This window comes from Streptomyces sp. NBC_00249 (assembly GCF_026342355.1).
GTDB lineage: Bacteria > Actinomycetota > Actinomycetes > Streptomycetales > Streptomycetaceae > Streptomyces.
In genome coordinates, this window is the sequence record NZ_JAPEMV010000005.1 from 120540 (window position 1) to 144648 (window position 24109).

Sequence of the window (24109 nt, forward strand, 5' to 3'; positions counted from 1 at the left end):
AGTAGGAGATGCAATTCCCATGACAGACGCACTCAAGCGCCTCTCCGACGAGGGCGTGGCGATCTGGCTGGACGACCTGTCCCGCAAGCGCATCACGTCCGGCAACCTCGCCGAGCTGATCGACCAGCAGCACGTCGTCGGTGTCACCACCAACCCGTCGATCTTCCAGAAGGCGATCAGCAGCGGTGACGGCTACGAGCAGCAGCTCGCGGACCTCGCCGCCCGCAAGGTCACCGTGGACGAGGCGATCCGGATGATCACCACGGCGGACGTCCGCGACGCCGCCGACATCCTGCGCCCGGTCTACGACTCGACCCAGGGCCAGGACGGCCGCGTGTCGATCGAGGTCGACCCGCGCCTGGCGCACGAGACCACGGCGACCATCGCCGAGGCCAAGCAGCTCGCCTGGCTGGTGGACCGCCCGAACACGCTCATCAAGATCCCGGCGACGAAGGCCGGCCTGCCGGCGATCACCGAGGTCATCGGCAAGGGCATCAGCGTCAACGTCACGCTGATCTTCTCGCTGGAGCGCTACCGCGCGGTGATGGACGCGTACCTGGCGGGTCTGGAGAAGGCCAAGGCCGCCGGCCTGGACCTCTCCAAGATCCACTCGGTCGCCTCCTTCTTCGTGTCCCGCGTGGACTCCGAGATCGACAAGCGCCTGGACGGCATCGGCACCGACGAGGCCAAGGCCCTGAAGGGCAAGGCGGCCCTCGCCAACGCCCGTCTGGCCTACGAGGCCTACGAGGAGGTGTTCGGCGGCGAGCGCTGGGCGGCCCTGGACAAGGCGCAGGCCAACAAGCAGCGTCCGCTGTGGGCCTCGACCGGCGTCAAGGACCCGGCCTACAAGGACACCCTGTACGTGGTGGACCTGGTCGCCCCCGGCACCGTCAACACCATGCCCGAGGGCACGCTGGAGGCCACCGCCGACCACGGCGAGGTCACCGGCGACACCATCCGCGGCACGTACGAGCAGGCGCGCGCCGAGCTCGACGCGGTCGCGAAGCTGGGCATCTCGTACGACGATGTGGTGCAGCTGCTCGAAGACGAAGGCGTCGAGAAGTTCGAGGCGTCGTGGAACGACCTGCTGAAGTCGACCGAGGCGGAGCTCAAGCGCCTCGCCCCCGCGGAGGACTGAGTATTTTGTCGGTGAACGGAGCGAACCCGCTTCGTGACGCACAGGACCGGCGGCTCCCGCGTATCGCGGGGCCGTCCGGCCTGGTCATTTTCGGCGTTACGGGTGACCTGTCGCGCAAGAAGCTCATGCCCGCCGTCTACGACCTCGCCAACCGCGGCCTGTTGCCCCCGGGCTTCTCGCTGATCGGTTTCGCCCGGCGCGAGTGGCAGGACGAGGACTTCGCCCAGGAGGTGCACGACGCGGTCAAGCAGCACTCGCGCACGCCCTTCCGTGAGGAGGTCTGGCAGCAGCTCGTCCAGGGCTGCCGGTTCGTCCAGGGCGATTTCGACGACGACGCGGCGTTCGAGACGCTGAAGTCGACGATCGAGGAACTCGACAAGGCCCAGGGCACGGGCGGCAACTTCGCCTTCTACCTGTCGGTCCCGCCGAAGTTCTTCCCGAAGGTGGTCCAGCAGCTCAAGGACCACGGTCTGGCGCAGAAGGAGGGCTCCTGGCGGCGCGCCGTCATCGAGAAGCCCTTCGGCCACGACCTCAAGAGCGCCGAGGAACTGAACAAGGTCGTCCACGAGGTCTTCCCCCGTGACGAGGTCTTCCGGATCGACCACTACCTCGGCAAGGAGACCGTCCAGAACATCCTGGCGCTCCGCTTCGCCAACACCATGTTCGAGCCGATCTGGAACCGGTCGTACGTCGACCACGTACAGATCACCATGGCCGAGGACATCGGCATCGGCGGCCGGGCCGGCTACTACGACGGCATCGGCGCGGCCCGCGACGTCATCCAGAACCACCTGCTCCAGCTGCTGGCGCTCACCGCGATGGAGGAGCCCGGCTCCTTCCACCCGAAGGCGCTGGTGGCCGAGAAGCTCAAGGTGCTGACCGCCGTGGAGCTGCCCGAGGACCTGGGCAAGCACACCGTGCGCGGCCAGTACTCGGCGGCCTGGCAGGGCGGCGAGAAGGTCGTCGGGTACCTCGAAGAGGACGGCATCGACCCCAAGTCGAAGACCGACACCTACGCGGCCATCCGCCTGGAGATCAACAACCGCCGCTGGGCGGGCGTCCCGTTCTACCTGCGGACGGGCAAGCGCCTGGGCCGCCGGGTGACCGAGATCGCCGTGGTCTTCAAGCGGGCGCCGTACCTCCCGTTCGAGTCGGGCGCGACCGAGGAGCTGGGGCAGAACGCCCTGGTCATCCGGGTCCAGCCGGACGAGGGCGTGACGGTCCGCTTCGGCTCGAAGGTACCGGGCACCTCCATGGAGGTCCGGGACGTCACGATGGACTTCGCCTACGGCGAGTCCTTCACGGAGTCCAGCCCCGAGGCCTACGAGCGGCTCATCCTCGACGTCCTCCTCGGCGACGCGAACCTCTTCCCGCGCCACCAGGAGGTCGAGCTGTCCTGGAACATCCTCGACCCGATCGAGGAGTACTGGGACAAGCACGGCAAGCCCGCGCAGTACCCGGCGGGCACCTGGGGACCGGTCGAGGCGGACGAGATGCTCGCACGAGACGGACGGAGCTGGCGCCGGCCATGAAGATCGACCTCACGGAGACCACCTCCAGCAAGATCAATGCCGCGTTGGTGCAGGCACGCCGGGACATCGGCACGCCGGCCATCGGCATGGTCCTCACGCTGGTGATCGTGACCGACGAGGAGAACGCGTACGACGCGCTCAAATCGGCGAACGACGCTTCCCACGAACACCCTTCGCGGATCATCGTCGTGGTCAAGCGGGTCAGCCGCTCTCCGCGTAGCCGCCGCGAGGCCCGTCTCGACGCGGAACTCCGCGTCGGGGCGGACTCCGGCACCGGCGAAACGGTCGTGCTGCGCCTGCACGGCGAACTGGTCAACCACGCCCAGTCGGTGGTACTCCCGCTCCTGCTGCCCGACGCCCCCGTGGTGCTCTGGTGGCCGCAGGGCGCTCCCGCGGACCTGGCGGGCGACCCGCTCGGTGCGCTGGCGCAGCGCCGGATCACGGACACGTCCTCCGCCGAGCACCCGATCGGCGCCCTCGCCACGCGGGCGGCGGCGTACGCGCCGGGTGACACGGACCTGTCGTGGACCCGGATCACCCCGTGGCGCTCGATGCTGGCGGCCGCGCTGGACCAGCAGACGGTGAAGGTCGTCTCGGCGACCGTCGAGGGCGAGGACGAGAACCCGAGCTGCGAGCTGCTGGCCATGTGGCTGGCGGACCGCCTCGGCGTCCCCGTCGAGCGCACCCTGTCCGGGGGTCCGGGCCTGACCGCCGTACGGCTGGTCAGCAAGGACGGCGAGATCGTCCTGGACCGCGCGGACGGCGCGCTGGCGACGCTGTGCATGCCGGGTCAGCCCGACCGTGCGGTGGCGCTCAAGCGCCGCGACACGGCCGAGCTGCTGGCGGAGGAGCTGCGCCGGCTGGACCCGGACAACACCTACGAGGCCTCGCTGAAGTTCGGCGTGGCCCGCCTGGCGGAGTCCGCGGCCCCTGCGGCGAAGGCCGAAGCCCCCGCCGCCCCGGCCAAGCCGGCCCCGAAGCCGGCGAAGAAGGCCGCGGCCAAGTAGCCCGGCCCCGCTGCGCGGAGCTGCTCCCCGCCCCGCCCTTCCTCCGTTCCCTGGGGCTCCGCCCCAGACCCCGCGCCTCAAACGCCGGCGGGGCTGGATAGATCCAGCCCGCCCGGCGTTTGAGGGCGCAGGGGGTCCGGGGGCTTGCCCCCGGTTTCGGGAAGGGGCGGGGTGGGGGAACGGCTCCGCGCAGCGGCACCCGGCGCCCGGCACGCGCAACGGAACCACCCGAACTACCAAGAAGGCGGCAGCACATGGGTATGACGACTCCCCAGGTCGTCGTCCACCGGGACAAGGAGCTGATGGCCCAGGCCGCGGCGGCCCGGCTCATCACGAAGATCGTGGACGCGCAGGCCGCCCGCGGCAGCGCCTCCGTGGTCCTGACCGGCGGCCGCAACGGCAACGGCCTCCTCGCGGCCCTCGCCGCCGCCCCCGCCCGGGACGCCGTCGACTGGTCCCGGCTCGACCTCTGGTGGGGCGACGAGCGCTACGTCCCCGCCGACGACCCCGAACGCAACCACGTACAGGCCCGCGAGGCCCTCCTGGACTCCGTCCCGGTGGACCCGGCGCGCGTGCACGTGATGCCCGCCTCCGACGGCCCGTACGGCGCCGACGTGGACGCGGCGGCCGCCGCCTACGCCGAGGAGCTGCGCAAGGCCGCCGGCCCCGAGGACCACGGCCCGGTGCCCCGGTTCGACGTGCTGATGCTGGGCGTGGGTCCCGACACGCACGTGGCGTCGCTGTTCCCCGAGCACCCGGCGGCCCGGGAGACCGAGCGCACCGTGGTCGGCGTGCACGGCGCCCCGAAGCCCCCGCCGACCCGGGTCTCCCTCACCCTCCCGGCGATCCGCGCGGCCCGCGAGGTCTGGCTGCTGGCTGCCGGTGAGGACAAGGCGGGCGCCGTGGCCATCGCGCTGGGCGGCGCGGGCGAGGTCCAGGCCCCGGCCGCGGCGGCGTACGGCCGCAGCCGCACCCTGTGGCTGCTGGACCGCGCGGCGGCGGCCAAGCTGCCCGCAGGGCTGTACCCCCCGGCCTCCTCCTGAGCGGCACACCGCTCCGCAGGCCACGCGAAGGGCCCCGCACCGACCGGTGCGGGGCCCTTCGTCCGTTCCGTCAGGCTCAGCGCCCGCGCAGCTCACGGTAGCGGGCCACCAGCGCCCGCGTGGAGGGGTCCAGGCTCTCGACGTGCGAGCCCTCCGTCAGCGCCGGCTCGACCCGCTTGGCGAGGACCTTGCCGAGCTCCACGCCCCACTGGTCGAAGGAGTCGATGTTCCACACCGCGCCCTGGACGAACACCTTGTGCTCGTACAGCGCGATGAGCTGGCCCAGCACCGACGGGGTCAGCTCGGTCGCGAGGATCGTCGTCGTCGGGTGGTTGCCCTGGAAGGTCTTGTGCGGGACGAGCTCCTCGGCCACGCCCTCCGCGCGGACCTCTTCGGCGGTCTTGCCGAAGGCCAGGGCCTGCGTCTGGGCGAAGAAGTTCGCCATCAGCAGGTCGTGCTGGGCCACCAGGCCGGGCAGGAGGTCGTCCACCGGGCGGGCGAAACCGATGAAGTCCGCCGGGATCAGCTTCGTGCCCTGGTGGATCAACTGGTAGTAGGCGTGCTGGCCGTTGGTGCCGGGCGTGCCCCACACCACCGGGCCGGTCTGCCAGTCCACCGGCTCGCCGTCACGGTCGACCGACTTGCCGTTGGACTCCATGTCCAGCTGCTGCAGGTACGAGGTGAACCGCGACAGGTAGTGGCTGTACGGGAGCACCGCATGCGCCTGCGCGTCGTGGAAGTTGCCGTACCAGATCCCCAACAGGCCAAGCAGCAGCGGCGCGTTCTCTTCCGGCGGCGCCGTGCGGAAGTGCTCGTCCATCAGGTGGAAGCCCGCCAGCATCGCCCGGAAGTGCTCCGGGCCGATCGCGATCATCAGCGAGAGGCCGATGGCCGAGTCGAAGGAGTAGCGCCCGCCGACCCAGTCCCAGAACTCGAACATGTTGGCCGGATCGATGCCGAACTCGGTGACCTTCTCGGCGTTCGTCGACAGGGCCACGAAGTGCCGGGCCACGGCCGACTCGTCACCGCCGAGCGCCGACAGCAGCCAGTTCCGCGCCTCGGTGGCATTGGTGATCGTCTCGATGGTCGTGAAGGTCTTCGAGGCGACGATGAACAGCGTCTGCGCCGGGTCCAGGTCGCGCACGGCCTCGTGCAGGTCGGCGCCGTCGACGTTGGAGACGAAACGTACGGTCAGGTCCCGGTCGGTGAAGGAGCGCAGGGCCTCGTACGCCATCACCGGGCCGAGGTCGGAGCCGCCGATGCCGATGTTGACCACGTTCTTGATGCGCTCGCCGGTGAACCCGGTCCACTCCCCGGACCGGACCCGGTCGGAGAAGGCCGCCATCTTCGCCAGCACCGCGTGCACGGCGGGGACGACGTTCTCGCCGTCGACCTCGACGGTGGCACTCTCCGGGGCGCGCAGGGCGGTGTGCAGGACCGCCCGGTCCTCGGTCGTGTTGATCTTCTCGCCGCGGAACATCGCGTCGCGCAGCTCGGCCACGCCCGTCGCCGAGGCCAGTTCGCGGAGCAGCGCGAGCGTCTCGTCCGTCACGAGGTGCTTCGAATAGTCGATGTGCAGGTCCCCGACCCGCAGCGTGTAGCCGGTTCCCCGGTCCGGACCCTTCTCGAACAGCTCCCGCAGATGCGTCTGCCCCAGCTCTTCCCGGTGCTTGCCGAGTGCGGTCCACTCCGGCGTCCGGTTGAGCCTCGTACGGCTGTCTGCGTTCATCTCGGACATCAACCCACTTCTTCCGTCCTGTTGTGCCCCGCCACCTCCAACCTAAGGGATCCGAAGGGGGCCAACGCGCACAAAGGGGCCCGGCCCGCGGGATTCGTGCTCCCACGGGCCGGGCCCCAAGTCACTCTTGAGCGTGGTCCCGGTTCGGGCCGAGTATCAGATCTCGCCCCGGAGTTTGGCGAGTGCCTCGGCGAGGATCGCCTCGCCGTCGGCGTCGGTGCGGCGCTCCCGTACGTACGCGAGGTGCGTCTTGTACGGTTCGGTGCGCGGCGGCGCCGGCGGGTTGTCCCGGTCCTGGCCGGCGGGGAAGCCGCAGCGCGGGCAGTCCCAGGTGTCGGGGACCTGAGCGTCGCTGGCGAAGCTCGGCTGCGTCTCGTGCCCGTTCGAGCACCAGAAGGAGATGCGCAGACGGGGCGCGGATTCGCCGCGCTCGGCCTCGCCCATCGGCCCGGCTCCGACCCGACTTCCACGAATCGCGTTGCCACTTGCCACGGTCGTAACTCCCTGCGTGATGGTGCCGCGGAGCGTGCGGGATGTCCGCTGCGGGCGCCCCAGTCTACGGAAGGCCCAACGCCGGTCCAGCAACCGGAGTTACTCGCTCCAGGCTGGGCCGCCGGACCTCATGATAGGCCGGGGGGACCCCACGGGGCAGCCACAATGGCCGGAACCGTCAGCTGTTGGCCTTCATGAGCAGACCCAGCGCCACGATGCAGGCAAACCACAGGAGGCCGATCACGACGGTGATGCGGTCGAGGTTGCGCTCGGCCACGGAGGAGCCGCCGACCGAGGACTGCATGCCGCCGCCGAACATGTCGGAAAGGCCGCCGCCCTTGCCCTTGTGCATCAGCACGAGCAGCATCAGCAGGGCGCTGAAGACGACCAGGGCGATCGAGAACCCCATAATCACGGCTGATTCCTACTTTCTGGGCATTCTGGCTTTCAGGTTTCACAGGCGCCACGACGAGCGCGGGGGCCGACGACTGCGATGCAGCCCCCGGCCCCCGCAAGGGTACGACGGATCCGCCCTACCGCATACTCACTGGTCGCGGAAGCGGACGATCTTGACGAACTCGTCGACGTCCAGTGCGGCGCCGCCGATCAGCGCGCCGTCGACGTCGGGCTGGGCCATGATCGCGGCGATGTTGCCGGACTTGACCGAGCCGCCGTACTGGATGCGGACCTTGTCGGCCAGCTCCTGGGAGTACAGCTCGGCGAGGCGCCCGCGGATGGCCCCGCAGACCTCCTGGGCGTCGTCGGGGGTGGCGACCTCGCCGGTCCCGATGGCCCAGACGGGCTCGTAGGCGATCACGATGGACTCGGCCTGCCCGGCGGGCAGGTCCTTGAGGCCGCCGTCGACCTGCCCCAGCGTGTACTCGACCTGCTCGCCGGCCTTGCGGACGTCCAGGCCCTCGCCGACGCACAGGATCGGGGTGATCCCGACCTTGTAGGCGGCCTTGACCTTGGCGTTGCAGATCTCGTCGGTCTCGCCGTGGTACTGGCGGCGCTCGCTGTGGCCGACGGCCACGTAGGCGCAGCCGAGCTTGGCGAGCATCGGGCCGGAGATCTCGCCGGTGTAGGCACCGGATTCGTGCGCCGAGATGTCCTGGGCGCCGTACTTGATCTTCAGCTTGTCGGCCTCGACGAGGGTCTGCACGGAGCGCAGGTCGACGAAGGGCGGGAGCACCGCGACCTCGACGGCGTCGAAGTCCTTGTCCGCGAAGGAGAAGGCGAGCTTCTGGGTGTGGGCGATGGCCTCGAGGTGGTTGAGGTTCATCTTCCAGTTGCCCGCCATCAGCGGGGTGCGGCCGGTTGCTGCGGTCATGTGGTTCAGCCCTCCAGGGCAGCGAGGCCGGGGAGCGTCTTGCCCTCGAGGTATTCGAGGCTGGCGCCGCCACCGGTGGAAATGTGGCCGAAGGCGTTCTCGTCGAAGCCCAGGATGCGGACCGCCGCGGCGCTGTCGCCGCCGCCGACCACGGTGAAGGCGTCGCTGTCGACGAGCGCCTGCGCGACGGCCTTCGTGCCGTTCGCGTAGTCGGGGTGCTCGAAGACGCCGACGGGGCCGTTCCAGAAGACGGTCTCGGCGTCCGCGATCTTCGACGCGTACAGCTCGCGCGTCTTGGGGCCGATGTCCAGGCCCTCCTTGTCGGCGGGGATCTTGTCCGCGTCGACGGTGTCGAAGTCGGCCGGGGTCTTGCCCTTGAGGTCGGGGAAGTCCGCGGAGACGAGGACGTCGACCGGCAGGACCAGCTCGACGCCGGTCTTGTCGGCGCGCTCCATGTACTCCGCGACCTTGTCCAGCTGGTCCTTCTGGAGCAGGGAGATGCCGACCTCGTAGCCCTTGGCCTTGAGGAAGGTGTACGCCATGCCGCCGCCGATCAGGATGCGGTCGGCCTTGCCGAGCAGCTCGTCGATGACGGCGAGCTTGTCGGAGACCTTGGCGCCGCCGAGGACGACCACGTAGGGGCGCTTGACCTCGGCGGTGAGCTTCTTCAGGACGCCGACCTCGGTGGCGATCAGGTAGCCGGCCGCGTGCGGGAGGCGCGCGGGCAGGTCGAAGACCGAGGCGTGCTTGCGGTGGACAGCGCCGAAGCCGTCGCCCACGTAGATGTCGGCGAGTTCGGCCAGCTGGTCCGCGAAGGCGCCGCGCTCGGCGTCGTCCTTCGAGGTCTCACCGGCGTTGAAGCGCAGGTTCTCGATGACGGCGACCTGGCCGTCGGCGAGCGCCGCGACGGTCTCCTTGGCGGAGGCCCCGACGGTGTCGGTGGCGAACTTGACGTCCGCGCCGAGCAGTTCACCCAGGCGCGTGGCGGCCGGGGCGAGCGAGAAGGCCGGGTCCGGCTCGCCCTTGGGACGGCCCAGGTGCGAGGCGACGACCACGCGGGCGCCGGCCTCGGCGAGCTTCGCGATGGTCGGCTGGACGGCGCGGATGCGGCCGTCGTCGGTGATGCGGCCTTCCGCCAGCGGCACGTTGAGGTCCGCGCGGACGAAGACCCGCTTGCCCTGGACCCCTTCGGCGAGAAGTTCGTCGATCGTCTTCATGTGTTACTGCTCCTTTGTGCGCTTCACCCGAAGGGCGAGGACGGGAGAACGAGGCAAGCAACAGGGCCCGTGCGGCGCATCGTCGCGCTGCCGGACCCTGTGCTCACATCGTGGTGCCTTGCCCTAAGCCTTTAAAGCTGACCGCCGACGAAGACGGTGAGGTCGACGAGACGGTTGGAGTAGCCCCACTCGTTGTCGTACCAGCCGACGACCTTGACGCTCTTGCCCTGGACCATGGTCAGGGAGGAGTCGAAGGTGCAGGAGGCCGGCCAGTTCACGATGTCGGAAGAGACGATCGCGTCCTCGGTGTAGTCGAGGATGCCCTTCAGCTGGCCCTCGGCGGCCTTCTGGAAGGCGGTGTTGACCTCATCCTTGGTCACCTCGCGCTCCAGCTCGATGACCAGGTCGGTCACGGAGCCGGTGGGGACCGGGACGCGCATCGCGATGCCGTCGAGCTTGCCCGCCAGCTCCGGGATCACCAGGGCGGTGGCCTTGGCGGCACCGGTGGTGGTCGGGATGATGTTCTCGGCGGCGGCGCGGGCGCGGCGCAGGTCCGAGTGCGGGAAGTCCAGGATGCGCTGGTCGTTCGTGTACGCGTGGACCGTGGTCATCATGCCCTTGACGATGCCGAAGTTCTCCAGGAGAACCTTGGCCATCGGCGCCACGCAGTTGGTGGTGCAGGAGGCGTTGGAGATGACGTGGTGGCTGGCGGCGTCGTACTTGTCGTGGTTGACGCCCATCACGATGGTGATGTCCTCGTCCTTGGCCGGAGCCGAGATGAGGACCTTCTTCGCGCCGGCCGCGATGTGCTTGGCGGCGTCGGCCTTCTTCGTGAAGATGCCGGTCGACTCGATGACGATGTCCGCGCCCAGCTCCGCCCAGGGCAGGTTCGCGGGATCGCGCTCGGCGAAGGTCTTGAAGGTCTTGCCGTCGACCGTGATGGTGTCGTCGGTGTGGGAGACCTCGGCCTTGAGGCGGCCCAGGATGGTGTCGTACTTGAGAAGGTGCACCAGGGTGGCGTTGTCAGTCAGGTCGTTGACACCGACGATCTCGATGTCCGCTCCCTGCTCCAGGAGCGCCCGGAAGTAGTTACGGCCAATTCGGCCAAAACCATTGATGCCTACGCGGATCGTCACGAACCGATCTCCTCGTTGGTGCGCCGGCCTGTCCGCCGGCGAGCTGTATGGGATGTCCCCGACCGCTTACGACCCTACCTCTCCGTGAGCTTCGGAGTGACATCGGCGGGGACCGGACACGCCCCTCCGCCCTGTACCAAAGGCGCCGGCACGGGACCTCGGGGACTTTGGCCCCGCTCACTCAGTGTGAGCGGGGCTGGGGGTCACACGTCAGTGGTTCAGGGAGCGAAGTGCCTTACCGACAAGTACGGCACGGTCCCCCGCCGAGGGCAGGTGCTCCAGCCCGAAGCCGAGGAGGACCGTGTCACGCGTAGTGACCGACGCGTAGGACTTGAACAGCTCACCGGTCCTGGACCAATCGCCCGGAACATCGGGACTTCCGGCAGGTGCGGCCTGGGCGGCCCAGCTCCCGAGGGAGGTTTCGAAGCCCTCGGCGGCCTGGTCGGAGCCGCCCACGGACAGTCGCGCCTCGTCGGCGAAGACCCCCCGGCCGCCGGAGCCCGGGTCGGTGACGGAGGAGAGGGACACCTCCACGCTCCTGCCCGCGTAGGCGCTCAGGTCGAAGGTGACCTGCTTCCAGCCGCCGGAGGATCCGGTGAAGCTGTTCCAGGTCCCGCTGCTGCCCCGGGGGGTGCAGCCCGCGCTGTCGAGGGTGAGGTAGCGGCGCAGGAAGGGGTGGCCGTTCATGAAGAATCCGGCCTCGCACTCCGCCGGAACTGTGGCCGAGCTCAGTCCGCCCGCTTCCGGAAGTGTGGTCCAGTCGTCGCCGCCCGCGCTACGGGCCTCCAGGAGCACGTGGTCGTAGCCCTCCTCGGTGTTCCAGTTGAGGGCCATCTTCAGCTGCGGCTTGTCGGCCGCGGTGACCTTGGTGAGGTCGAGGGTGCGGGTCAGGCGCTTCCAGTCGTCGTCCTCGTGGGTGGCCGAGGCCATCCCGGTGCCCGCGTAGGGGGCGTACGGGTTCACGACCCCGCTGTACTGGCCCGCCTGGGCGCTCCTGAACTGCGGGAACTGCGCCGCGGGAAGGGTGTCGGAGGTGACGGTGTAGGCCCCGGGGGCGTTCAGCGGGTTGCCGGCTGCGGCACCGAGGGCGCCCTTGGCGCCGTTCAGGGCCCCGGTGCCGGTGAAGCCGGTGGGCCCGCTGACGGAGGCGCGGCCGTAGGCGCCGAGCCAGTACTGGCTGAAGTCGTTCGTGACGGCGCGGCCGACCTGGGCGTTGCCGCCGGCCAGTTCACCGGCCTCGACCAGCTTGCCGCCCTCGTTGAGGAAGTCGCGCACCGCCAGCTGCGTGTCACCGCCGGGGGTCTTGGCGCCGGTGTAGTGGACGGCCGTGGCGAAGTGCGCGAGGACGCCGAGGTGGTGCGGGACGCCCTGCGTGGCCACGTCCCAGACGGCGGCGGACCGGCCGTTGGCGCGCAGTGCGTCGACGTAGGTCTGGGCGTGCTGGGCCTTGGCTCCTTCCTCGGCGATCACCAGGACGTCCGCGCGGGGGCGTTCGGCGACGGTGTAGGTGAAGTGTGCGCTGGAGACCTCCTTGTCGGAGCGGTCGCGGCCGGTGAACCAGACCTCGACCTTGTCGCCGGGCCTGGCGCCGTCGACCTTGGCCCGGTACTCGTCGAACCAGTTGTTGTCCTCGCCGCCGTAGACCTCGCCGCCCTTCCAGGCCTTGAGCCCGTCGTCATGGGTGCGGCCGCCGTTGATCCGGAACTTGAGCTGCTTGTCGCGCAGCGCCTTGCGGGCGGTGACGGCGACGGTCTGGTCCTCACCGCGGGCGACGTAGGAGGTGGTGAAGGGGTCCAGGGTGAAGTCGGCGGCGCTGATGCCGACGGACGAGGCCGGCTGGTCGGGGCGCGCCGCGCTCTCGCCGACGGACAGCGCGAAGGCGACGTTCTTGGCGAACTCCCCCTGGATGAGCTTCTCGTCGTCCGGGAAGTTGAAGCCGGAGGCGCAGTCCTCGGGCTTCCAGCGGTCGTCCGGGTCCATCGCGGAGGCCGTCTGGCAGGTGGTCATCTCCGGGGTGAACATCATGATGCCGTTGGCGTTGGCCGCGTGCCCGTCGGCCTCGCCGTTCGTCGTGTACAGCTCGGAGGAGAGCTGCGGGTAGTAGCCGGGGACGGCCGGGTGCTCGGGGGTGCCGGCGAGTGCCTTGTAGGCGACGTCGTCCGGGGTCGGGGTGGCGACCTGCCAGCCGACGCCGTAGAGCAGCAGCTCGGAGGCGGAGTGGTAGTTGATGGCGTACTGGAAGCCGATGCGCTTCTCGAAGGCGTCGAGGGCGACGGTCTCCGGCTCGGAGGAGGCCTTGGGGCCGCGATAGGTCTCGCTCGACTGGTTCGGCGAGGAACCCTCGTTGTCGTAGCCCCACTTGTAGGCGAAGTTGCGGTTGAGGTCGACCCCGTCGCCCGCCGCGATCTTCCCGTCGCCGTTGTTGTCGCGCAGGTTCTTGCGCCACAGGCGGGCGCTGTCGGCGGTGAAGGTGTGGTCGTAGCCGTCGGGGTTGGCCGAGAGCAGGAACCACAGCTCGCTGGAGTCCACCAGCTTGGTGATCCGCGCGTCCTTGCCGTAGTTGTCGAGGGTGTGGTGCATCAGCCGCCGGGTCATCTCGGGGGTGATCCACTCACGGGCGTGCTGGTTGGACATGTAGAGCACGGACGGCTTGTCGCCGTCCTTGGACTTCTTGGCGTCCTTGGTGACCTTGAGGGCGAGGATGTCCTTGCCCTGGACGGTCTTGCCGATGGAGACGACCTTGGTGAGGCCCGGGTTCTCCTGGGCGGTCCGCAGGATCTCCTCCTGGAGGCCGCCCTTGCCGCTGTAGGGGCGGAAGACCCCGTCCCCGGCGGCCTTGGCGCGGGCGAGCCCCTGGGCGGTGACCTTGCGCTCGGCGAGTTTCACGCCCTGGGCCGCGAGGCCCTCGGCCTGGCCGGAGGTGAGGAAGAGCTCGACCTTGGCGGTCCCCGTCTCGGGGGCGCGTTCGGTGAGCTCGTGGGCGTCCTGGCCGGCCGCGAGCACGAGCGGGACCTGCTCGCGGCTGATGTCGGCCTCGTAGACGCGTACCTCGTCGGCGCCGGGTGCGTTGCCGGAGGCGGGCTGGGCCTGGGCCGCCACGGGGAGCGCGGCCAGTGTGGTTCCGAAGACGAGTGCGCTTGCGGCGAGGAAAGATCTCGCGCGGTGCCTCATATGCCCCCCTGGGCGTCGTCTGCCACGAAAGCTTCGGACGACAGGCTCACGATCACCCTGTGCGCATGTCAATGGTGCGTGGGGGTTGTGTCCTGCCGGACCGGCCGGATCGGGGTGCCCGGCGGCCTGTACGGCGGGCCGTACGGCAGGGGGCCCGCACGCGTGTGCGTGCGGGCCCCCTCGCTGGTCCGTAGCGGCCCGCGGGCGGCGGCGCGGCGGTCAGCCCGCCATGTTGTCGGCGAGCTCCTCGCTGAGGTCCAGGTTGGACTCCGTGCCCGGAATACCGAGGTCCTGGGCGCGCTTGTCGGCCATCGCCAGCAGGCGCCGGATCCGGCCCGCGACCGCGTCCTTGGTCAGCGGCGGGTCGGCGAGCGCGCCCAGCTCCTCCAGGGAGGCCTGCTTGTGCTCCATCCGCAGCCGGCCGGCCGCGGCAAGGTGCTCGGGGACCTCCTCGCCGAGGATCTCCAGCGCGCGCTGCACCCGGGCCCCGGCGGCGACCGCGGCCCGCGCCGAGCGGCGCAGGTTGGCGTCGTCGAAGTTGGCGAGGCGGTTGGCGGTGGCGCGCACCTCGCGCCGCATCCGCCGCTCCTCCCAGGCCAGCACCGAGTCGTGGGCGCCGAGGCGGGTCAGCAGGGCACCGATGGCGTCGCCGTCGCGGACGACGACCCGGTCCACGCCGCGCACCTCGCGGGCCTTGGCGGCGATGGAGAGCCTGCGGGCGGCGCCCACCAGGGCCAGGGCGGCCTCCGGACCCGGGCAGGTGACCTCCAGGGAGGAGGACCGTCCCGGCTCGGTGAGGGAGCCGTGGGCCAGGAAGGCACCGCGCCAGGCCGCCTCGGCGTCACAGGTGGCCCCGGAGACCACCTGCGGGGGCAGACCCCGGATGGGGCGGCCGCGGCCGTCCACGAGGCCCGTCTGGCGCGCCAGCTGGTCCCCGCCCGCGACGACCCGTACGACGAAGCGGCTGCCCCGGCGCAGTCCGCCCGGGGCCATCACCACCAGGTCGGAGGAGTGCCCGAAGATCTCCAGGATGTCCTTGCGCAGCCGCCGCGCGGCGACCCCGGTGTCCAGCTCCGCCTCGATGACGATGCGGCCGCTCACCAGGTGCAGCCCGCCGGCGAACCGAAGGATCGCCGAGACCTCCGCCTTCCTGCAGCAGGTCCGGGTGACGGGCAGGCGGGAGATCTCATCCTTCACCGCAGGCGTCATCGCCATGGGCCGATCCTTCCATGCATCCGAAAAATACGGTCGTACGCGGCGGCCAGCAGCTCCGGGTCGTGCTTCGGAGAGCCGTCCTGCCTGGCAACCGGCGCCAGCTCGACCGCGGCACCGAACCGTTTGGCGGCTTCGGCGAGGGACTCGCGGTCGGGCACGGCGGCCTCGTCGGCCAGCACCACGTCCAGGGCGAGTTTAGGGGCGTGTCGGGCCAAAACCTCCAAATGACGCTGCGGAGAGAAGCCCTCGGTTTCACCGGGTTGCGGAGCGAGGTTCAGCGAGAGGACCCGCCGGGCCTTCGTCTCGACCAGCGCGTCGAGCAGTTCCGGCACCAGCAGGTGCGGGATCACGGAGGAGAACCAGGATCCCGGGCCGAGCACCACCCAGTCGGCGTCGAGGACGGCGGCGACGGCCTCGGGTACGGCCGGCGGGTCGCTGGGGACGACCTGTACGGAGAGCACCTCGCCGGGCGTGAGGGCGACCGTGGCCTGCCCCCGTACGGTGTCCACGTCCTCCGGGCGCGCCGGGTCGTGGCCCTTGACCAGGGCCTGGAGCTCCAGCGGCACCGCCGACATGGGCAGCACCCGGCCGTGCGCGCCGAGCAGCTTGCCGACCAGGTCGAGGGCCTGGACGGGGTCGCCGAGCTGTTCCCACAGGGCGACGATCAGCAGGTTGCCGACGGCGTGGCCGTGGAGGTCGCCCTCGGACTGGAAGCGGTGCTGGATGACGCGGGCCCAGGTCTGCCCCCAGTCGTCGTCCCCGCACAGCGCGGCCAGCGCCTTGCGCAGGTCGCCGGGCGGCAGCACGCCGAGCTCCTCCCGGAGCCGGCCGCTGGAGCCGCCGTCGTCGGCGACGGTGACCACCGCGGTGAGCTCGCCGGTGATCCGGCGCAGGGCGGCGAGGGAGGCCGACAGGCCCATGCCGCCGCCGAGGGCGACGACCTTGGGCGCGACCACCTTGGCCGCCGCCGCGCCGCGGCGGCCCGCGCGGGCCGCGCCGTCCTCACCCCGGCCGGGGGTGAGGCGGCGCAGCCGGCGCAGCCGCAGGGTCCGACCGGTCACTCGCGCCCCATGTCCCGGTGGACGACGACGGTCTCGACTCCCTCGGAGGCGAGGCGGGCGGCGAGCTTCTCGGACATGGCCACGCTGCGGTGCTTGCCGCCGGTGCAGCCGACCGCGATGGTCACGTACCGCTTGCCCTCGCGGCGGTAGCCGGCGGCGATGAGCTGGAGCAGCTCGGTGTAGCGGTCGAGGAACTCCTTGGAGCCGGGCTGGGCGAAGACGTAGCCCGACACCTCCTCGTTGAGGCCGGTGAAGGGGCGCAGCTCCGGGACCCAGTGCGGGTTGGGGATGAAGCGGCAGTCGACGACGAGGTCGGCGTCGACGGGGAGGCCGTACTTGTAGCCGAAGGACATGACGGTGGCCCGCAGCTCGGGCTCCTCGTCGCCCGCGAACTGGGCGTCCATCTTGGCGCGCAGCTCGTGCACGTTCAGGCTGGAGGTGTCGATGACCAGGTCGGCGTCGCCGCGCAGCTCGCGCAGCAGGTCGCGCTCGGCGGCGATGCCGTCGGTGATGCGGCCGTCGCCCTGGAGGGGGTGCGGGCGGCGGACGGACTCGAAGCGGCGGACCAGCGCGTCGTCGGAGGACTCCAGGAAGACGATGCGGCGGGTGACGCCCCGGCTGTCGAGGTCGGAGAGGGACTCGCGCAGGGCGTCGAAGAACTGGCGGCCGCGGACGTCGACGACGACGGCGATGCGCGCCACGTTGCCCTGCGAGCGGGCGCCGAGCTCCACCATGGTGGGGATCAGCGCCGGCGGAAGGTTGTCGACGACGAACCAGCCGAGGTCCTCCAGACACTTGGCCGCCGTACTGCGGCCGGCCCCGGACATCCCGGAGATGATCACCAGCTCGGGGATGGCGGCCTCGGCGCTGTCGCCGGGCTCCAGTGTCGTGCCCGTACTCACCTGTGCTCCGTCTCGGTCGTGCTCGGTCGTGTGGTCGGTGGTCTGCTCGGTCGCGTGGTCGGTCATGTGATCGGACGCGTGCTCGGTCATTGCTCGGTCCCCCGTTCGGACGCTGCTCCCGCCGGTGCGGGGGCCTCGTCCTCCATGATCTCTCCTGTCGCCGTATTGACGGCAGGACCGGCGGGGGCCGACCGGGCGAGAGCCGCGGCCACGGTCTCGGCCGTCTTACGGCCTATGCCCGGGACCTCGCAGATCTGGTCGATTGTCGCCTGTCTCAGCTTCTTCACCGAACCGAAGTGCTTCACCAGGGCCTGCTTGCGGCTCTCGCCGAGGCCGGGGACCTCGTCGAGGGGCCCGGATTTCAGGCGTTTGCCGCGCTTGCTGCGCTGGTACTGGATCGCGAACCGGTGGGCTTCGTCACGCACCCGCTGGAGCAGGTAGAGGCCCTCGCTGGTGCGGGGCAGCACGACCGGGTCGTCCTCGCCGGGCAGCCAGACCTCCTCCAGGCGCTTGGCGAGGCCGCACACGGCCACGTCGTCCACGCCGAGCTCCTCCAGGGCCCGCTTGGCCGCGGCGACCTGCGGCTGCCCGCCGTCGACCACGACCAGCTGCGGCGGGTACGCGAAACGCTTGGGCCGGCCGTCGTCCCCGGGCGTGTCCCCGCGGTCGGCGTCCTCGGCGCCCTCGGCGTCCTGCGCATCCCACTCCCCCGTCTTCAGCTTCTCCTGGAGGTAGCGGCGGAAGCGGCGGGAGACCACCTCGTGCATGGAGCGGACGTCGTCCTGCCCCTCGAAGGACTTGATCGCGAAGCGCCGGTACTCGCTCTTGCGGGCGAGTCCGTCCTCGAAGACGACCATCGACGCGACCACGTCGTCGCCCTGGAGGTGGGAGATGTCGAAGCACTCGATGCGCAGGGGGGCGCTGTCCAGCTCCAGGGCCTCGGCGATCTCCTCCAGGGCCCGGGAGCGGGTGGTGAGGTCGCTGGCGCGCTTGGTCTTGTGCAGGGCCAGGGACTGCTGGGCGTTGCGGTGGACGGTCTCCATCAGGGCCTTCTTGTCCCCGCGCTGCGGGATCCGCAGGCTGACCTGGGAGCCGCGCCGCTCGGCGAGCCACTCGCTCAGCGCAGGCGTGTCCTCGGGCAGGGCCGGGACCAGCACCTCCTTGGGTACGGCCTCGCCCTGCTCCTCCCCGTACAGCTGCTGGAGGGCGTGCTCGACGAGCCCGGCGGTGTCGACGGCCTCCACCTTGTCGGTGACCCAGCCGCGCTGGCCGCGGACCCGGCCGCCGCGGACGTGGAAGATCTGCACGGCGGCTTCGAGCTCGTCCTCGGCGACGGCGACGAGGTCGGCGTCGGTGGCGTCGGCGAGGACGACGGCGTTCTTCTCCATGGCCCGGCGCAGGGCCCCTATGTCGTCGCGCAGCCGGGCGGCCTTCTCGTACTCCATCTCCTCGGCGGCCTCGTGCATCTCGGCTTCGAGCCGGGAGAGGTAGGTGCCGGTCCGCCCCGCCATGAAGTCGCAGAAGTCCTCGGCGAGTTCACGGTGCTCCTCGGGGGTGACCCGGCCGACGCAGGGCGCGGAGCACTTGCCGATGTAGCCGAGCAGGCAGGGCCGGCCGATCTGCGCGGACCGCTTGAACACCCCTGCGGAGCAGGTCCGCACGGGGAACACCCTGAGCATCAGGTCGACGGTCTCGCGGATCGCCCAGGCGTGCCCGTACGGTCCGAAGTAGCGCACGCCCTTCTTCTTGGGCCCGCGCATGACCTGGACGCGGGGGTACTGCTCGTTCAGGGTGACGGCGAGGGAGGGGTAGCTCTTGTCGTCCCGGTACTTGACGTTGAACCGGGGGTCGAACTCCTTGATCCAGGAGTACTCGAGCTGGAGCGCCTCGACCTCGGTGGAGACGACGGTCCACTCGACGGAGGCGGCGGTGGTCACCATGGTGGCGGTACGGGGGTGCAGGCCCGCGAGGTCCTGGAAGTAGCTGGCCAGGCGCTGGCGCAGGCTCTTGGCCTTCCCGACGTAGATCACCCGGCGGTGCTCGTCGCGGAACTTGTAGACCCCCGGGGAGTCGGGGATCTGTCCAGGCTTGGGACGGTAGCTGGAAGGATCGGCCATGCCGCCACCCTACTGTCGCCCACCGACAACGAGCCGCACGCCTACGTGGGCCATGTTCCAGCCCCCCGGATCCACCGCCGCCGCACCCGAACACCCGCGCCGGCCACATCCGGCCCCGCCGACGCTTGAGGCGCGGGGTCCGGGGCGGACCCCCAGGTCTTTCAGCCCCGCCGGCGCTTGAGGCGTTTCAGCCCCGCCGGCGTTTGAGGCGTTTCAGCCCCGCCGGCGTTTGAGGCGTTTCAGCCCCGCCGGCGTTTGAGGCGCGGGTCCGGGCAGCGCCCGGGGAACGGTGGAAGGGCGGGTCGGGGACAGCCCCGCAGGGCCCGGCCCCTGGCGGCGGCCGGGCCCCACGGGGCGCGGGGGTCAGCCCCCGGCAGGGACCCGGCGCCGCCGCAGCAGCGCCACGGACCCGGCCGCGCCCAGCGCGAGCACTCCGGCCCCGCCGGCGACCACCCCCACCGGAACCCCCGGCGCCCCCGGCGCCCCGGCTTCCTCGAAGCCCCCCGCCCGGCCCCCCTCGGCGTACGCCGAGCCCGGCAGCTTGTCCCCGTAGGCCTTCGTCACCCGGACCCGGTACGCGCCGAGCGTCGTGCCCCGCTCGCCCACGGCCCGCACCGCGTCCTCGTCCAGCGGCAGCACCCGGCTGTCCCCGGCGACGTACCAGGCGTCGATCTGCGGCTCGCGGAACACGGTGCCGCCGGGCAGTTTCTCGGCGCCGAGCTGCGCGTAGCGGAATTCCTCGTCGCCGGTGGCTATGTTCACGACCTGCCAGCCGGCCTCCGTCTTCGCGGTCCACAGGGCCGCCTGCTGTCCGTCGGAGGACACCGCCTTGCTGGCGAGGAACTCCAGGCGGGCGACGGTCGCCCCCGCCTTGCCCGCGACGAAGTCCGGGGACAGGTAGTGCACGGGGATGGCCCCGCCCTCGATCCGGGGCTGGGCGGCGGTGAGGGAGACCTTGCCCTCGCGGGCGAAGAACCGGGAGAGGGTGGCCAGGGTGTCGGGTGCGGCGGCGGCCTCGTGGGCGGCCGCCCTGGTCTCGGCGGTGGCCGCCTGGGGCTGCGGCACGGGGGCCGCGGAGGCCGGTCCGGCGAGGCCGAGGAGGGCGGTGGAGGCGAGGACCGCGGCGGCGGTGGCGCGCAGGGTCATGGCGGTCACGCCCCGATCCGGTAGAGGGAGTGGGTCCAGGAGAAGGTGCTGTTGTCCACGTACCAGGCGTGCGAGGCCCAGTTGTAGCGGTCGCTGGAGGGCCAGGGGTCGCCCCAGTAGACCCAGCTGTTGGCGGTGTCGTAGCCGTAGACGACGTGCATGTGGCCGCCGCCGTTGGACCACTGGATGCGGGTCTCGATCGGACGGTCGGCGTTGATCTCGGTCTGCACGGTGGAGTACTGGAGCCAGCCGGTCACGTAGCTGCCGGAGTTGATGCCGGCCCAGCGCAGGCCGTTCTGCACGTTGCCCAGGGTGGCCTGGTTGTTGGGGCACTCGGTGCCCTGCTGCCGGTTGAAGGCGGCGTTGCAGAACTGGTTCTGGCTGTAGTTGCGGCCGAACCAGGTGGCTATGGTGTTGCCGCCCGCGGCCCAGCACCAGTTGTTCTTCTGCTGGGCCTGCATGGTGATGTTCAGGCGCTTGGAGGCGAGGGCGGAGTCGGCTGCCGCATCGGCGGCGGCGGCGGTGCCGGTACCGATGGCGGGCAGGGCCATGAGCAGGGCGGTGAGGAGGGCGGCCGGGTACAGCCGCCGCTTTCGGTTGCGCATCGCGTTCCTCCCGAGGGGGATGTGGGGGTGGAGGAGCGCGTCCGGACGCTGTGGAGGAGCATCAGGGAGTTGTCGCGATCAGGTCAACACGCTTCAATACGCGGTGACATTGCAGTGTGAACGGTGGGGCTGTGGTGTGAACGGTTGCGGTCGTTTCACCTGGTCCCCCGGCCCCACCGTCCCGGTCCCCCACACCGGCGCGTGTGAACGTTCACAGAGGAGTCGCCATGCGACCCACCGGCGACACGGCCGAACTCGGCCGCCTCCTGCACGGCGGCCCCTTCCACCTCGCCCTGCGCGCCGCCCTCACCGCCCGCGGCCTGCCGCTGCACCGCGTGCAGCACCGCCTCGCGGCCCTCGGCATCAAGGTCGGCGTCACCAGCCTCAGTTACTGGCAGCAGGGCGCCCGGCGCCCCCGCCACCCGGAGTCGCTGCGGGCCGTACGCGCCCTGGAGCAGATCCTCGAACTCCCCGACGGCGCCCTCCTGCGCCTGCTGAGCACCCCCGAGGACGCCCCCGGGACCGGCCGCCCGGCGGCCCGCTCGTACCGGGCGCTGGTGAGCGTCGGCGCGGCGGTGGAACAGCTGCTGGACGCGATGGAGCTGCCGGCGGACGGCGGGCTGCACTCGGTGGACCACCACGAGCGGGTCCGCATCGGGGCGGGCGGCGAACTGCGCACCCGGTCCTCGCAGCAGATCGTCCGGGCCCACCGCGACGGCGTCGACCGCTACCTCGCCGTCCACCACGGCGACCCGGGCTGCGACGCGGCCCGGGTGCGGGTGACGGCGTACGAGAACTGCCGCACGGGCCGGGTGCGCTGCCACCCGGAGACCGGGGTGGTGGTCGCCGAGCTGCTCTTCGACGCCCGGCTGCGGCGCGGGGACACGTACGTCTTCGGCTACGGCGTCGAGGACGGCACGGGCGCGCGCAGCTCGGAGTACGTACGGGGGTTCAGCTACGCGGGCGGCCAGTACATGCTCCAGGTCCGCTTCGACGAGGCGGCCCTCCCGGTGCGCTGCCACCGCTTCGCCCGCACGGGCCCCAACTCCCCCCGCACCGCCCTCTGCGACCTCACCCCGAGCGGCCGCCACCGCGCGGTCCACCTGGTGGAACAGGCCGTACGGCGCGGGATCCTGGGCATCGCCTGGGACTGGGACTAGCCCGCGATGAGCTTGCCGTTCTCCGTCTTGACCGGGACGGAGGGCAGCGGGTCGGTGGCCGGGCCGCGCAGGACCTTGCCCGTCTTCACGTCGAAGCGGCTGCCGTGGCACGGGCAGTTGCCCTCGCCCTCGACGATCTTGTCCAGGACGCAGCCCGCGTGCGTGCACTGGGCGCTGAACGCCTTGTACTCGCCCTCCGCCGGGCAGCTGACGACGAGCTTGCGCTCCCGGAACAGCTTCGCGCCGCCGACCGGGACCTCGCTCGCGGCGCCCAGCTCCACCGGTTCCTTCGGGACGGCCGGGGTGCCGCCGCCGCTGTTGGTCTCCGTGGAGCACGCGGAGAGCGTCGCTCCGGCGCCGACGGCCCCGGCGAGCGCGGCAGCGCCCTTGAGGACGGTGCGGCGGGCGGCGGCGGACTGCGACGCGGACATGGGGTTCTCCTGGGAAGAGGCGGCGGGCCCGAGGGGGGCCGGGCCCCGCCGACGATACCGGGGGCCTGGTGCGGGGTTCCGATGGGATACCTTCCCCGCGTGATCGTCGTCGGTGGAGAAGCCCTGATCGACCTGGTGCCCGTCGCGGAGCCGCCGGGCGCGCTGCTGCCCCGGCCCGGTGGCGGCCCGTACAACACCGCGCTGGCGCTCGGGCGGCTCGGGGCCGGGGCGGCCTTCTGCTCCCGGGTGTCGTCGGACGGTTTCGGCGAGAGCCTCCTCGCCGGGCTCCGGGCCGCCGGGGTGGACCTGTCGCTGGTGCAGCGCGGGCCCGAGCCGACCACGCTGGCCGTGCCCTCCCTGGCCCCGGACGGCTCGGCCGCGTACCGCTTCTACACGGAGGGGACGGCCGACCGGCTGTTCACGCTGCCGCCCGCACTGCCCCGGGGCGCCCGGGCCCTCGCGCTCGGTACCTGCTCGCTGGCGCTGGAGCCGGGCGCGAGCGCGTACGAGGCCCTGCTGCGCCGGGAGTCGCGGCGCGGGCTGCTGACCCTGCTGGACCCCAACATCCGCCCGGCGCTGATCGCGGACCCGGCCGGCTACCGGAAGCGGTTCCTGGGCTGGCTGCCGTACGTGTCGGTGCTGAAGCTGTCGGAGGAGGACGCGGCCTGGCTGGGCGGCCGGATCCCCGACTGGCTGGCGGCCGGGCCGTCGGCGGTGGTGCTGACCCGGGGCGCGGCGGGCCTGACCGTCCGGACGCGGGAGGGCGCGGAGCACGGTGCGGCGGCCCGCCCGGTCGTGGTCGCGGACACGATCGGCGCGGGCGACACCGTCAACGCGGCGCTGCTGCACCGGCTGGCGGGCGGCCCGGACACGGGCCTCGGCGGCCGGGGCGGGAGCCCGGTGGACTGGCCGTCCGTCCTGGCCTACGCCGCCCACGCGGCCGCGCTGACCTGCACCCGGGCGGGGGCGGAGCCGCCGTACGCGGCCGAGCTGGAGCTCAGCCGATAGCGGCCCACAGGGTCCGGGCGACGGCCGGGGCGAACTCCTCGACCGGCTCGACCGACTCGGCGCCGGAGAAGTGCAGGAAGAAGGCCCGCTGGAAGCAGGCGCCGAGCAGCAGCGCGGCGGCGGCGCCGGGGTCGGCGCCGGGCCTGAGCCGGCCCGCGTCGAGCTCCCGCCGCAGCCGCCCGGCCAGGGCGTCGCGCACCACGTGCGGGCCCGCGCCGATCCGCTGGACGCCCTCGCGGTGGCGGGTGAGCAGGGCGGGTTCGGCGAAGAGAGAGGCGGCCATGGGCATGGCCTCGGCGTAGAAGAGCGAGGCGTGCAGGGCGATGTCGGTGAGGGCGTCCAGAGTGCCTCCCTCCCCCGGTTCCGCCGTGAGCGCGGCCATGAGCGGCCCGGCGTCGGCGGTGCGTTCCATCAGCACGCGGACGAACAGCTCTTCCTTGTTCGCGTAGTGCTTGTAGAGCGCGGCTTCCGAGCAGCCGGCCTCGCGGGCGATGGCCTTGGTGGTGGTGTTGGCGAGGCCGACCGTGCGCATGAGGGTCTCGGCGGCGTCCAGCAGCCGTTCGGGAGTGGGTCGGCTTGACGTGGGGGTGGGCATTCACTCACCCTAGTGGACACGGGGGTGAGTGAATACTCACCCACCATCACGGAGTCCAGGGGGTC

21 protein-coding genes are annotated in these 24109 nt (G+C 71.5%); 6 read left to right on the plus strand and 15 right to left on the minus strand.

Translation table 11 applies throughout. The annotated features are described in order from the left end of the window. The first annotated feature begins 19 nt into the window (after nucleotides 1–19). The 4 genes from tal (at nucleotide 20) to pgl (ending at nucleotide 4720) form a co-directional block, all read left to right on the plus strand. Entirely contained in the window at nucleotides 20–1138 is a 1119-nt protein-coding gene (tal, locus tag OOK31_RS22300) for a transaldolase (protein WP_267089065.1), read from the plus strand. A 2-nt stretch (nucleotides 1139–1140) separates the two neighbouring features. Beyond that, entirely contained in the window at nucleotides 1141–2670 is a 1530-nt protein-coding gene (gene zwf, locus OOK31_RS22305; RefSeq protein WP_267089501.1) for a glucose-6-phosphate dehydrogenase, read from the plus strand. Further along, a complete protein-coding gene (gene opcA / locus OOK31_RS22310; RefSeq protein ID WP_267089066.1) occupies nucleotides 2667–3677 on the plus strand; it encodes a glucose-6-phosphate dehydrogenase assembly protein OpcA in 1011 nt (336 codons plus the stop codon). Before zwf ends, opcA begins: the two co-directional genes overlap by 4 nt. A 260-nt stretch (nucleotides 3678–3937) precedes the next feature. Further along, entirely contained in the window at nucleotides 3938–4720 is a 783-nt protein-coding gene (gene pgl, locus OOK31_RS22315) for a 6-phosphogluconolactonase (protein WP_267089067.1), read from the plus strand. 76 nt (nucleotides 4721–4796) lie between these two features. On the opposite strand, the gene pgi is transcribed toward pgl, so the two are convergent. The 13 genes from pgi to OOK31_RS22380 all read right to left on the minus strand — a co-directional run bounded on the left by pgi (nucleotide 4797) and on the right by OOK31_RS22380 (nucleotide 20850). Next, nucleotides 4797–6449 carry a glucose-6-phosphate isomerase gene (gene pgi / locus OOK31_RS22320; protein ID WP_267089502.1) on the minus strand — a complete coding sequence of 551 codons (1653 nt, stop codon included), beginning with the start codon at nucleotides 6447–6449 and terminating at the stop codon, nucleotides 4797–4799. A 165-nt stretch (nucleotides 6450–6614) separates the two neighbouring features. Next, entirely contained in the window at nucleotides 6615–6950 is a 336-nt protein-coding gene (locus tag OOK31_RS22325) for an RNA polymerase-binding protein RbpA (RefSeq protein WP_007263454.1), read from the minus strand. Nucleotides 6951–7128: 178 nt separating this feature from the next. Further along, nucleotides 7129–7359: a preprotein translocase subunit SecG gene (gene secG, locus OOK31_RS22330; protein ID WP_267089503.1), complete on the minus strand. Its 231-nt coding sequence runs from the start codon at nucleotides 7357–7359 to the stop codon at nucleotides 7129–7131. Between the two features lie 135 nt (nucleotides 7360–7494). Further along, nucleotides 7495–8280 (minus strand): triose-phosphate isomerase, encoded by a 786-nt coding sequence (gene tpiA, locus OOK31_RS22335; RefSeq protein ID WP_267089068.1) that lies wholly within the window; start codon nucleotides 8278–8280, stop codon nucleotides 7495–7497. A 5-nt stretch (nucleotides 8281–8285) separates the two neighbouring features. Continuing rightward, nucleotides 8286–9497, minus strand: coding sequence for a phosphoglycerate kinase (gene pgk / locus OOK31_RS22340; protein ID WP_267089069.1), 1212 nt, complete (start codon nucleotides 9495–9497; stop codon nucleotides 8286–8288). A 131-nt stretch (nucleotides 9498–9628) separates the two neighbouring features. Further along, nucleotides 9629–10633 carry a type I glyceraldehyde-3-phosphate dehydrogenase gene (gene gap / locus OOK31_RS22345; protein WP_267089070.1) on the minus strand — a complete coding sequence of 335 codons (1005 nt, stop codon included), beginning with the start codon at nucleotides 10631–10633 and terminating at the stop codon, nucleotides 9629–9631. Between the two features lie 210 nt (nucleotides 10634–10843). Then, complete coding sequence (locus OOK31_RS22350; protein WP_267089071.1) at nucleotides 10844–13804, minus strand: M14 family metallopeptidase; 2961 nt, start codon at nucleotides 13802–13804, stop codon at nucleotides 10844–10846. 219 nt (nucleotides 13805–14023) lie between these two features. Beyond that, nucleotides 14024–15019 carry a DNA-binding protein WhiA gene (gene whiA / locus OOK31_RS22355; protein WP_053681599.1) on the minus strand — a complete coding sequence of 332 codons (996 nt, stop codon included), beginning with the start codon at nucleotides 15017–15019 and terminating at the stop codon, nucleotides 14024–14026. Continuing rightward, nucleotides 15010–16080: a uridine diphosphate-N-acetylglucosamine-binding protein YvcK gene (gene yvcK, locus OOK31_RS22360; protein WP_267089072.1), complete on the minus strand. Its 1071-nt coding sequence runs from the start codon at nucleotides 16078–16080 to the stop codon at nucleotides 15010–15012. The genes whiA and yvcK overlap by 10 nt, the downstream gene beginning before the upstream one ends. Further along, entirely contained in the window at nucleotides 16077–17048 is a 972-nt protein-coding gene (gene rapZ / locus OOK31_RS22365; RefSeq protein WP_267089504.1) for an RNase adapter RapZ, read from the minus strand. Before rapZ ends, yvcK begins: the two co-directional genes overlap by 4 nt. Before the next feature lie 20 nt (nucleotides 17049–17068). After that, on the minus strand, nucleotides 17069–19099 hold the full coding sequence (gene uvrC, locus OOK31_RS22370; protein WP_267089073.1) for an excinuclease ABC subunit UvrC: 2031 nt from the start codon (nucleotides 19097–19099) through the stop codon (nucleotides 17069–17071). Nucleotides 19100–19462: 363 nt separating this feature from the next. Continuing rightward, on the minus strand, nucleotides 19463–20245 hold the full coding sequence (locus OOK31_RS22375) for a hypothetical protein (protein WP_267089505.1): 783 nt from the start codon (nucleotides 20243–20245) through the stop codon (nucleotides 19463–19465). A 5-nt stretch (nucleotides 20246–20250) separates the two neighbouring features. Continuing rightward, complete coding sequence (locus OOK31_RS22380; protein ID WP_267089074.1) at nucleotides 20251–20850, minus strand: papain-like cysteine protease family protein; 600 nt, start codon at nucleotides 20848–20850, stop codon at nucleotides 20251–20253. A 227-nt stretch (nucleotides 20851–21077) separates the two neighbouring features. On the opposite strand from OOK31_RS22380, the gene OOK31_RS22385 reads away from it, so the two are divergent. Then, nucleotides 21078–22010: a hypothetical protein gene (locus tag OOK31_RS22385; protein ID WP_267089075.1), complete on the plus strand. Its 933-nt coding sequence runs from the start codon at nucleotides 21078–21080 to the stop codon at nucleotides 22008–22010. On the opposite strand, the gene OOK31_RS22390 is transcribed toward OOK31_RS22385, so the two are convergent. Beyond that, the gene (locus OOK31_RS22390) at nucleotides 22007–22441 is read right to left on the minus strand and encodes a Rieske (2Fe-2S) protein (RefSeq protein WP_267089076.1); all 435 of its coding nucleotides are present in this window, start codon (nucleotides 22439–22441) and stop codon (nucleotides 22007–22009) included. The two genes, OOK31_RS22385 and OOK31_RS22390, sit on opposite strands and share 4 nt — an antisense overlap. A gap of 99 nt (nucleotides 22442–22540) precedes the next feature. Here OOK31_RS22390 and OOK31_RS22395 point away from each other — a divergent pair, with 99 nt between their 5' ends. Next, complete coding sequence (locus tag OOK31_RS22395; protein WP_267089077.1) at nucleotides 22541–23449, plus strand: carbohydrate kinase; 909 nt, start codon at nucleotides 22541–22543, stop codon at nucleotides 23447–23449. On the opposite strand, the gene OOK31_RS22400 is transcribed toward OOK31_RS22395, so the two are convergent. After that, nucleotides 23439–24044 carry a TetR/AcrR family transcriptional regulator gene (locus OOK31_RS22400; protein ID WP_267089078.1) on the minus strand — a complete coding sequence of 202 codons (606 nt, stop codon included), beginning with the start codon at nucleotides 24042–24044 and terminating at the stop codon, nucleotides 23439–23441. The two genes, OOK31_RS22395 and OOK31_RS22400, sit on opposite strands and share 11 nt — an antisense overlap. Nucleotides 24045–24109 lie beyond the last annotated feature (65 nt).

Coding starts and splice junctions, on each gene's coding strand:
- whiA (WP_053681599.1), bottom strand. CDS start 15,019: ATGGCGATGACGCCTGCGGTGAAGGATGAGATCTCCCGCCTGCCCGTC.
- opcA (WP_267089066.1), top strand. CDS start 2,667: ATGAAGATCGACCTCACGGAGACCACCTCCAGCAAGATCAATGCCGCG.
- secG (WP_267089503.1), bottom strand. CDS start 7,359: ATGGGGTTCTCGATCGCCCTGGTCGTCTTCAGCGCCCTGCTGATGCTG.
- tpiA (WP_267089068.1), bottom strand. CDS start 8,280: ATGACCGCAGCAACCGGCCGCACCCCGCTGATGGCGGGCAACTGGAAG.
- pgk (WP_267089069.1), bottom strand. CDS start 9,497: ATGAAGACGATCGACGAACTTCTCGCCGAAGGGGTCCAGGGCAAGCGG.
- OOK31_RS22350 (WP_267089071.1), bottom strand. CDS start 13,804: ATGAGGCACCGCGCGAGATCTTTCCTCGCCGCAAGCGCACTCGTCTTC.
- OOK31_RS22400 (WP_267089078.1), bottom strand. CDS start 24,044: ATGCCCACCCCCACGTCAAGCCGACCCACTCCCGAACGGCTGCTGGAC.
- OOK31_RS22385 (WP_267089075.1), top strand. CDS start 21,078: ATGCGACCCACCGGCGACACGGCCGAACTCGGCCGCCTCCTGCACGGC.
- rapZ (WP_267089504.1), bottom strand. CDS start 17,048: ATGACCGACCACGCGACCGAGCAGACCACCGACCACACGACCGAGCAC.
- pgi (WP_267089502.1), bottom strand. CDS start 6,449: ATGAACGCAGACAGCCGTACGAGGCTCAACCGGACGCCGGAGTGGACC.
- pgl (WP_267089067.1), top strand. CDS start 3,938: ATGACGACTCCCCAGGTCGTCGTCCACCGGGACAAGGAGCTGATGGCC.
- uvrC (WP_267089073.1), bottom strand. CDS start 19,099: ATGGCCGATCCTTCCAGCTACCGTCCCAAGCCTGGACAGATCCCCGAC.
- OOK31_RS22380 (WP_267089074.1), bottom strand. CDS start 20,850: ATGCGCAACCGAAAGCGGCGGCTGTACCCGGCCGCCCTCCTCACCGCC.
- tal (WP_267089065.1), top strand. CDS start 20: ATGACAGACGCACTCAAGCGCCTCTCCGACGAGGGCGTGGCGATCTGG.
- OOK31_RS22390 (WP_267089076.1), bottom strand. CDS start 22,441: ATGTCCGCGTCGCAGTCCGCCGCCGCCCGCCGCACCGTCCTCAAGGGC.
- OOK31_RS22375 (WP_267089505.1), bottom strand. CDS start 20,245: ATGACCCTGCGCGCCACCGCCGCCGCGGTCCTCGCCTCCACCGCCCTC.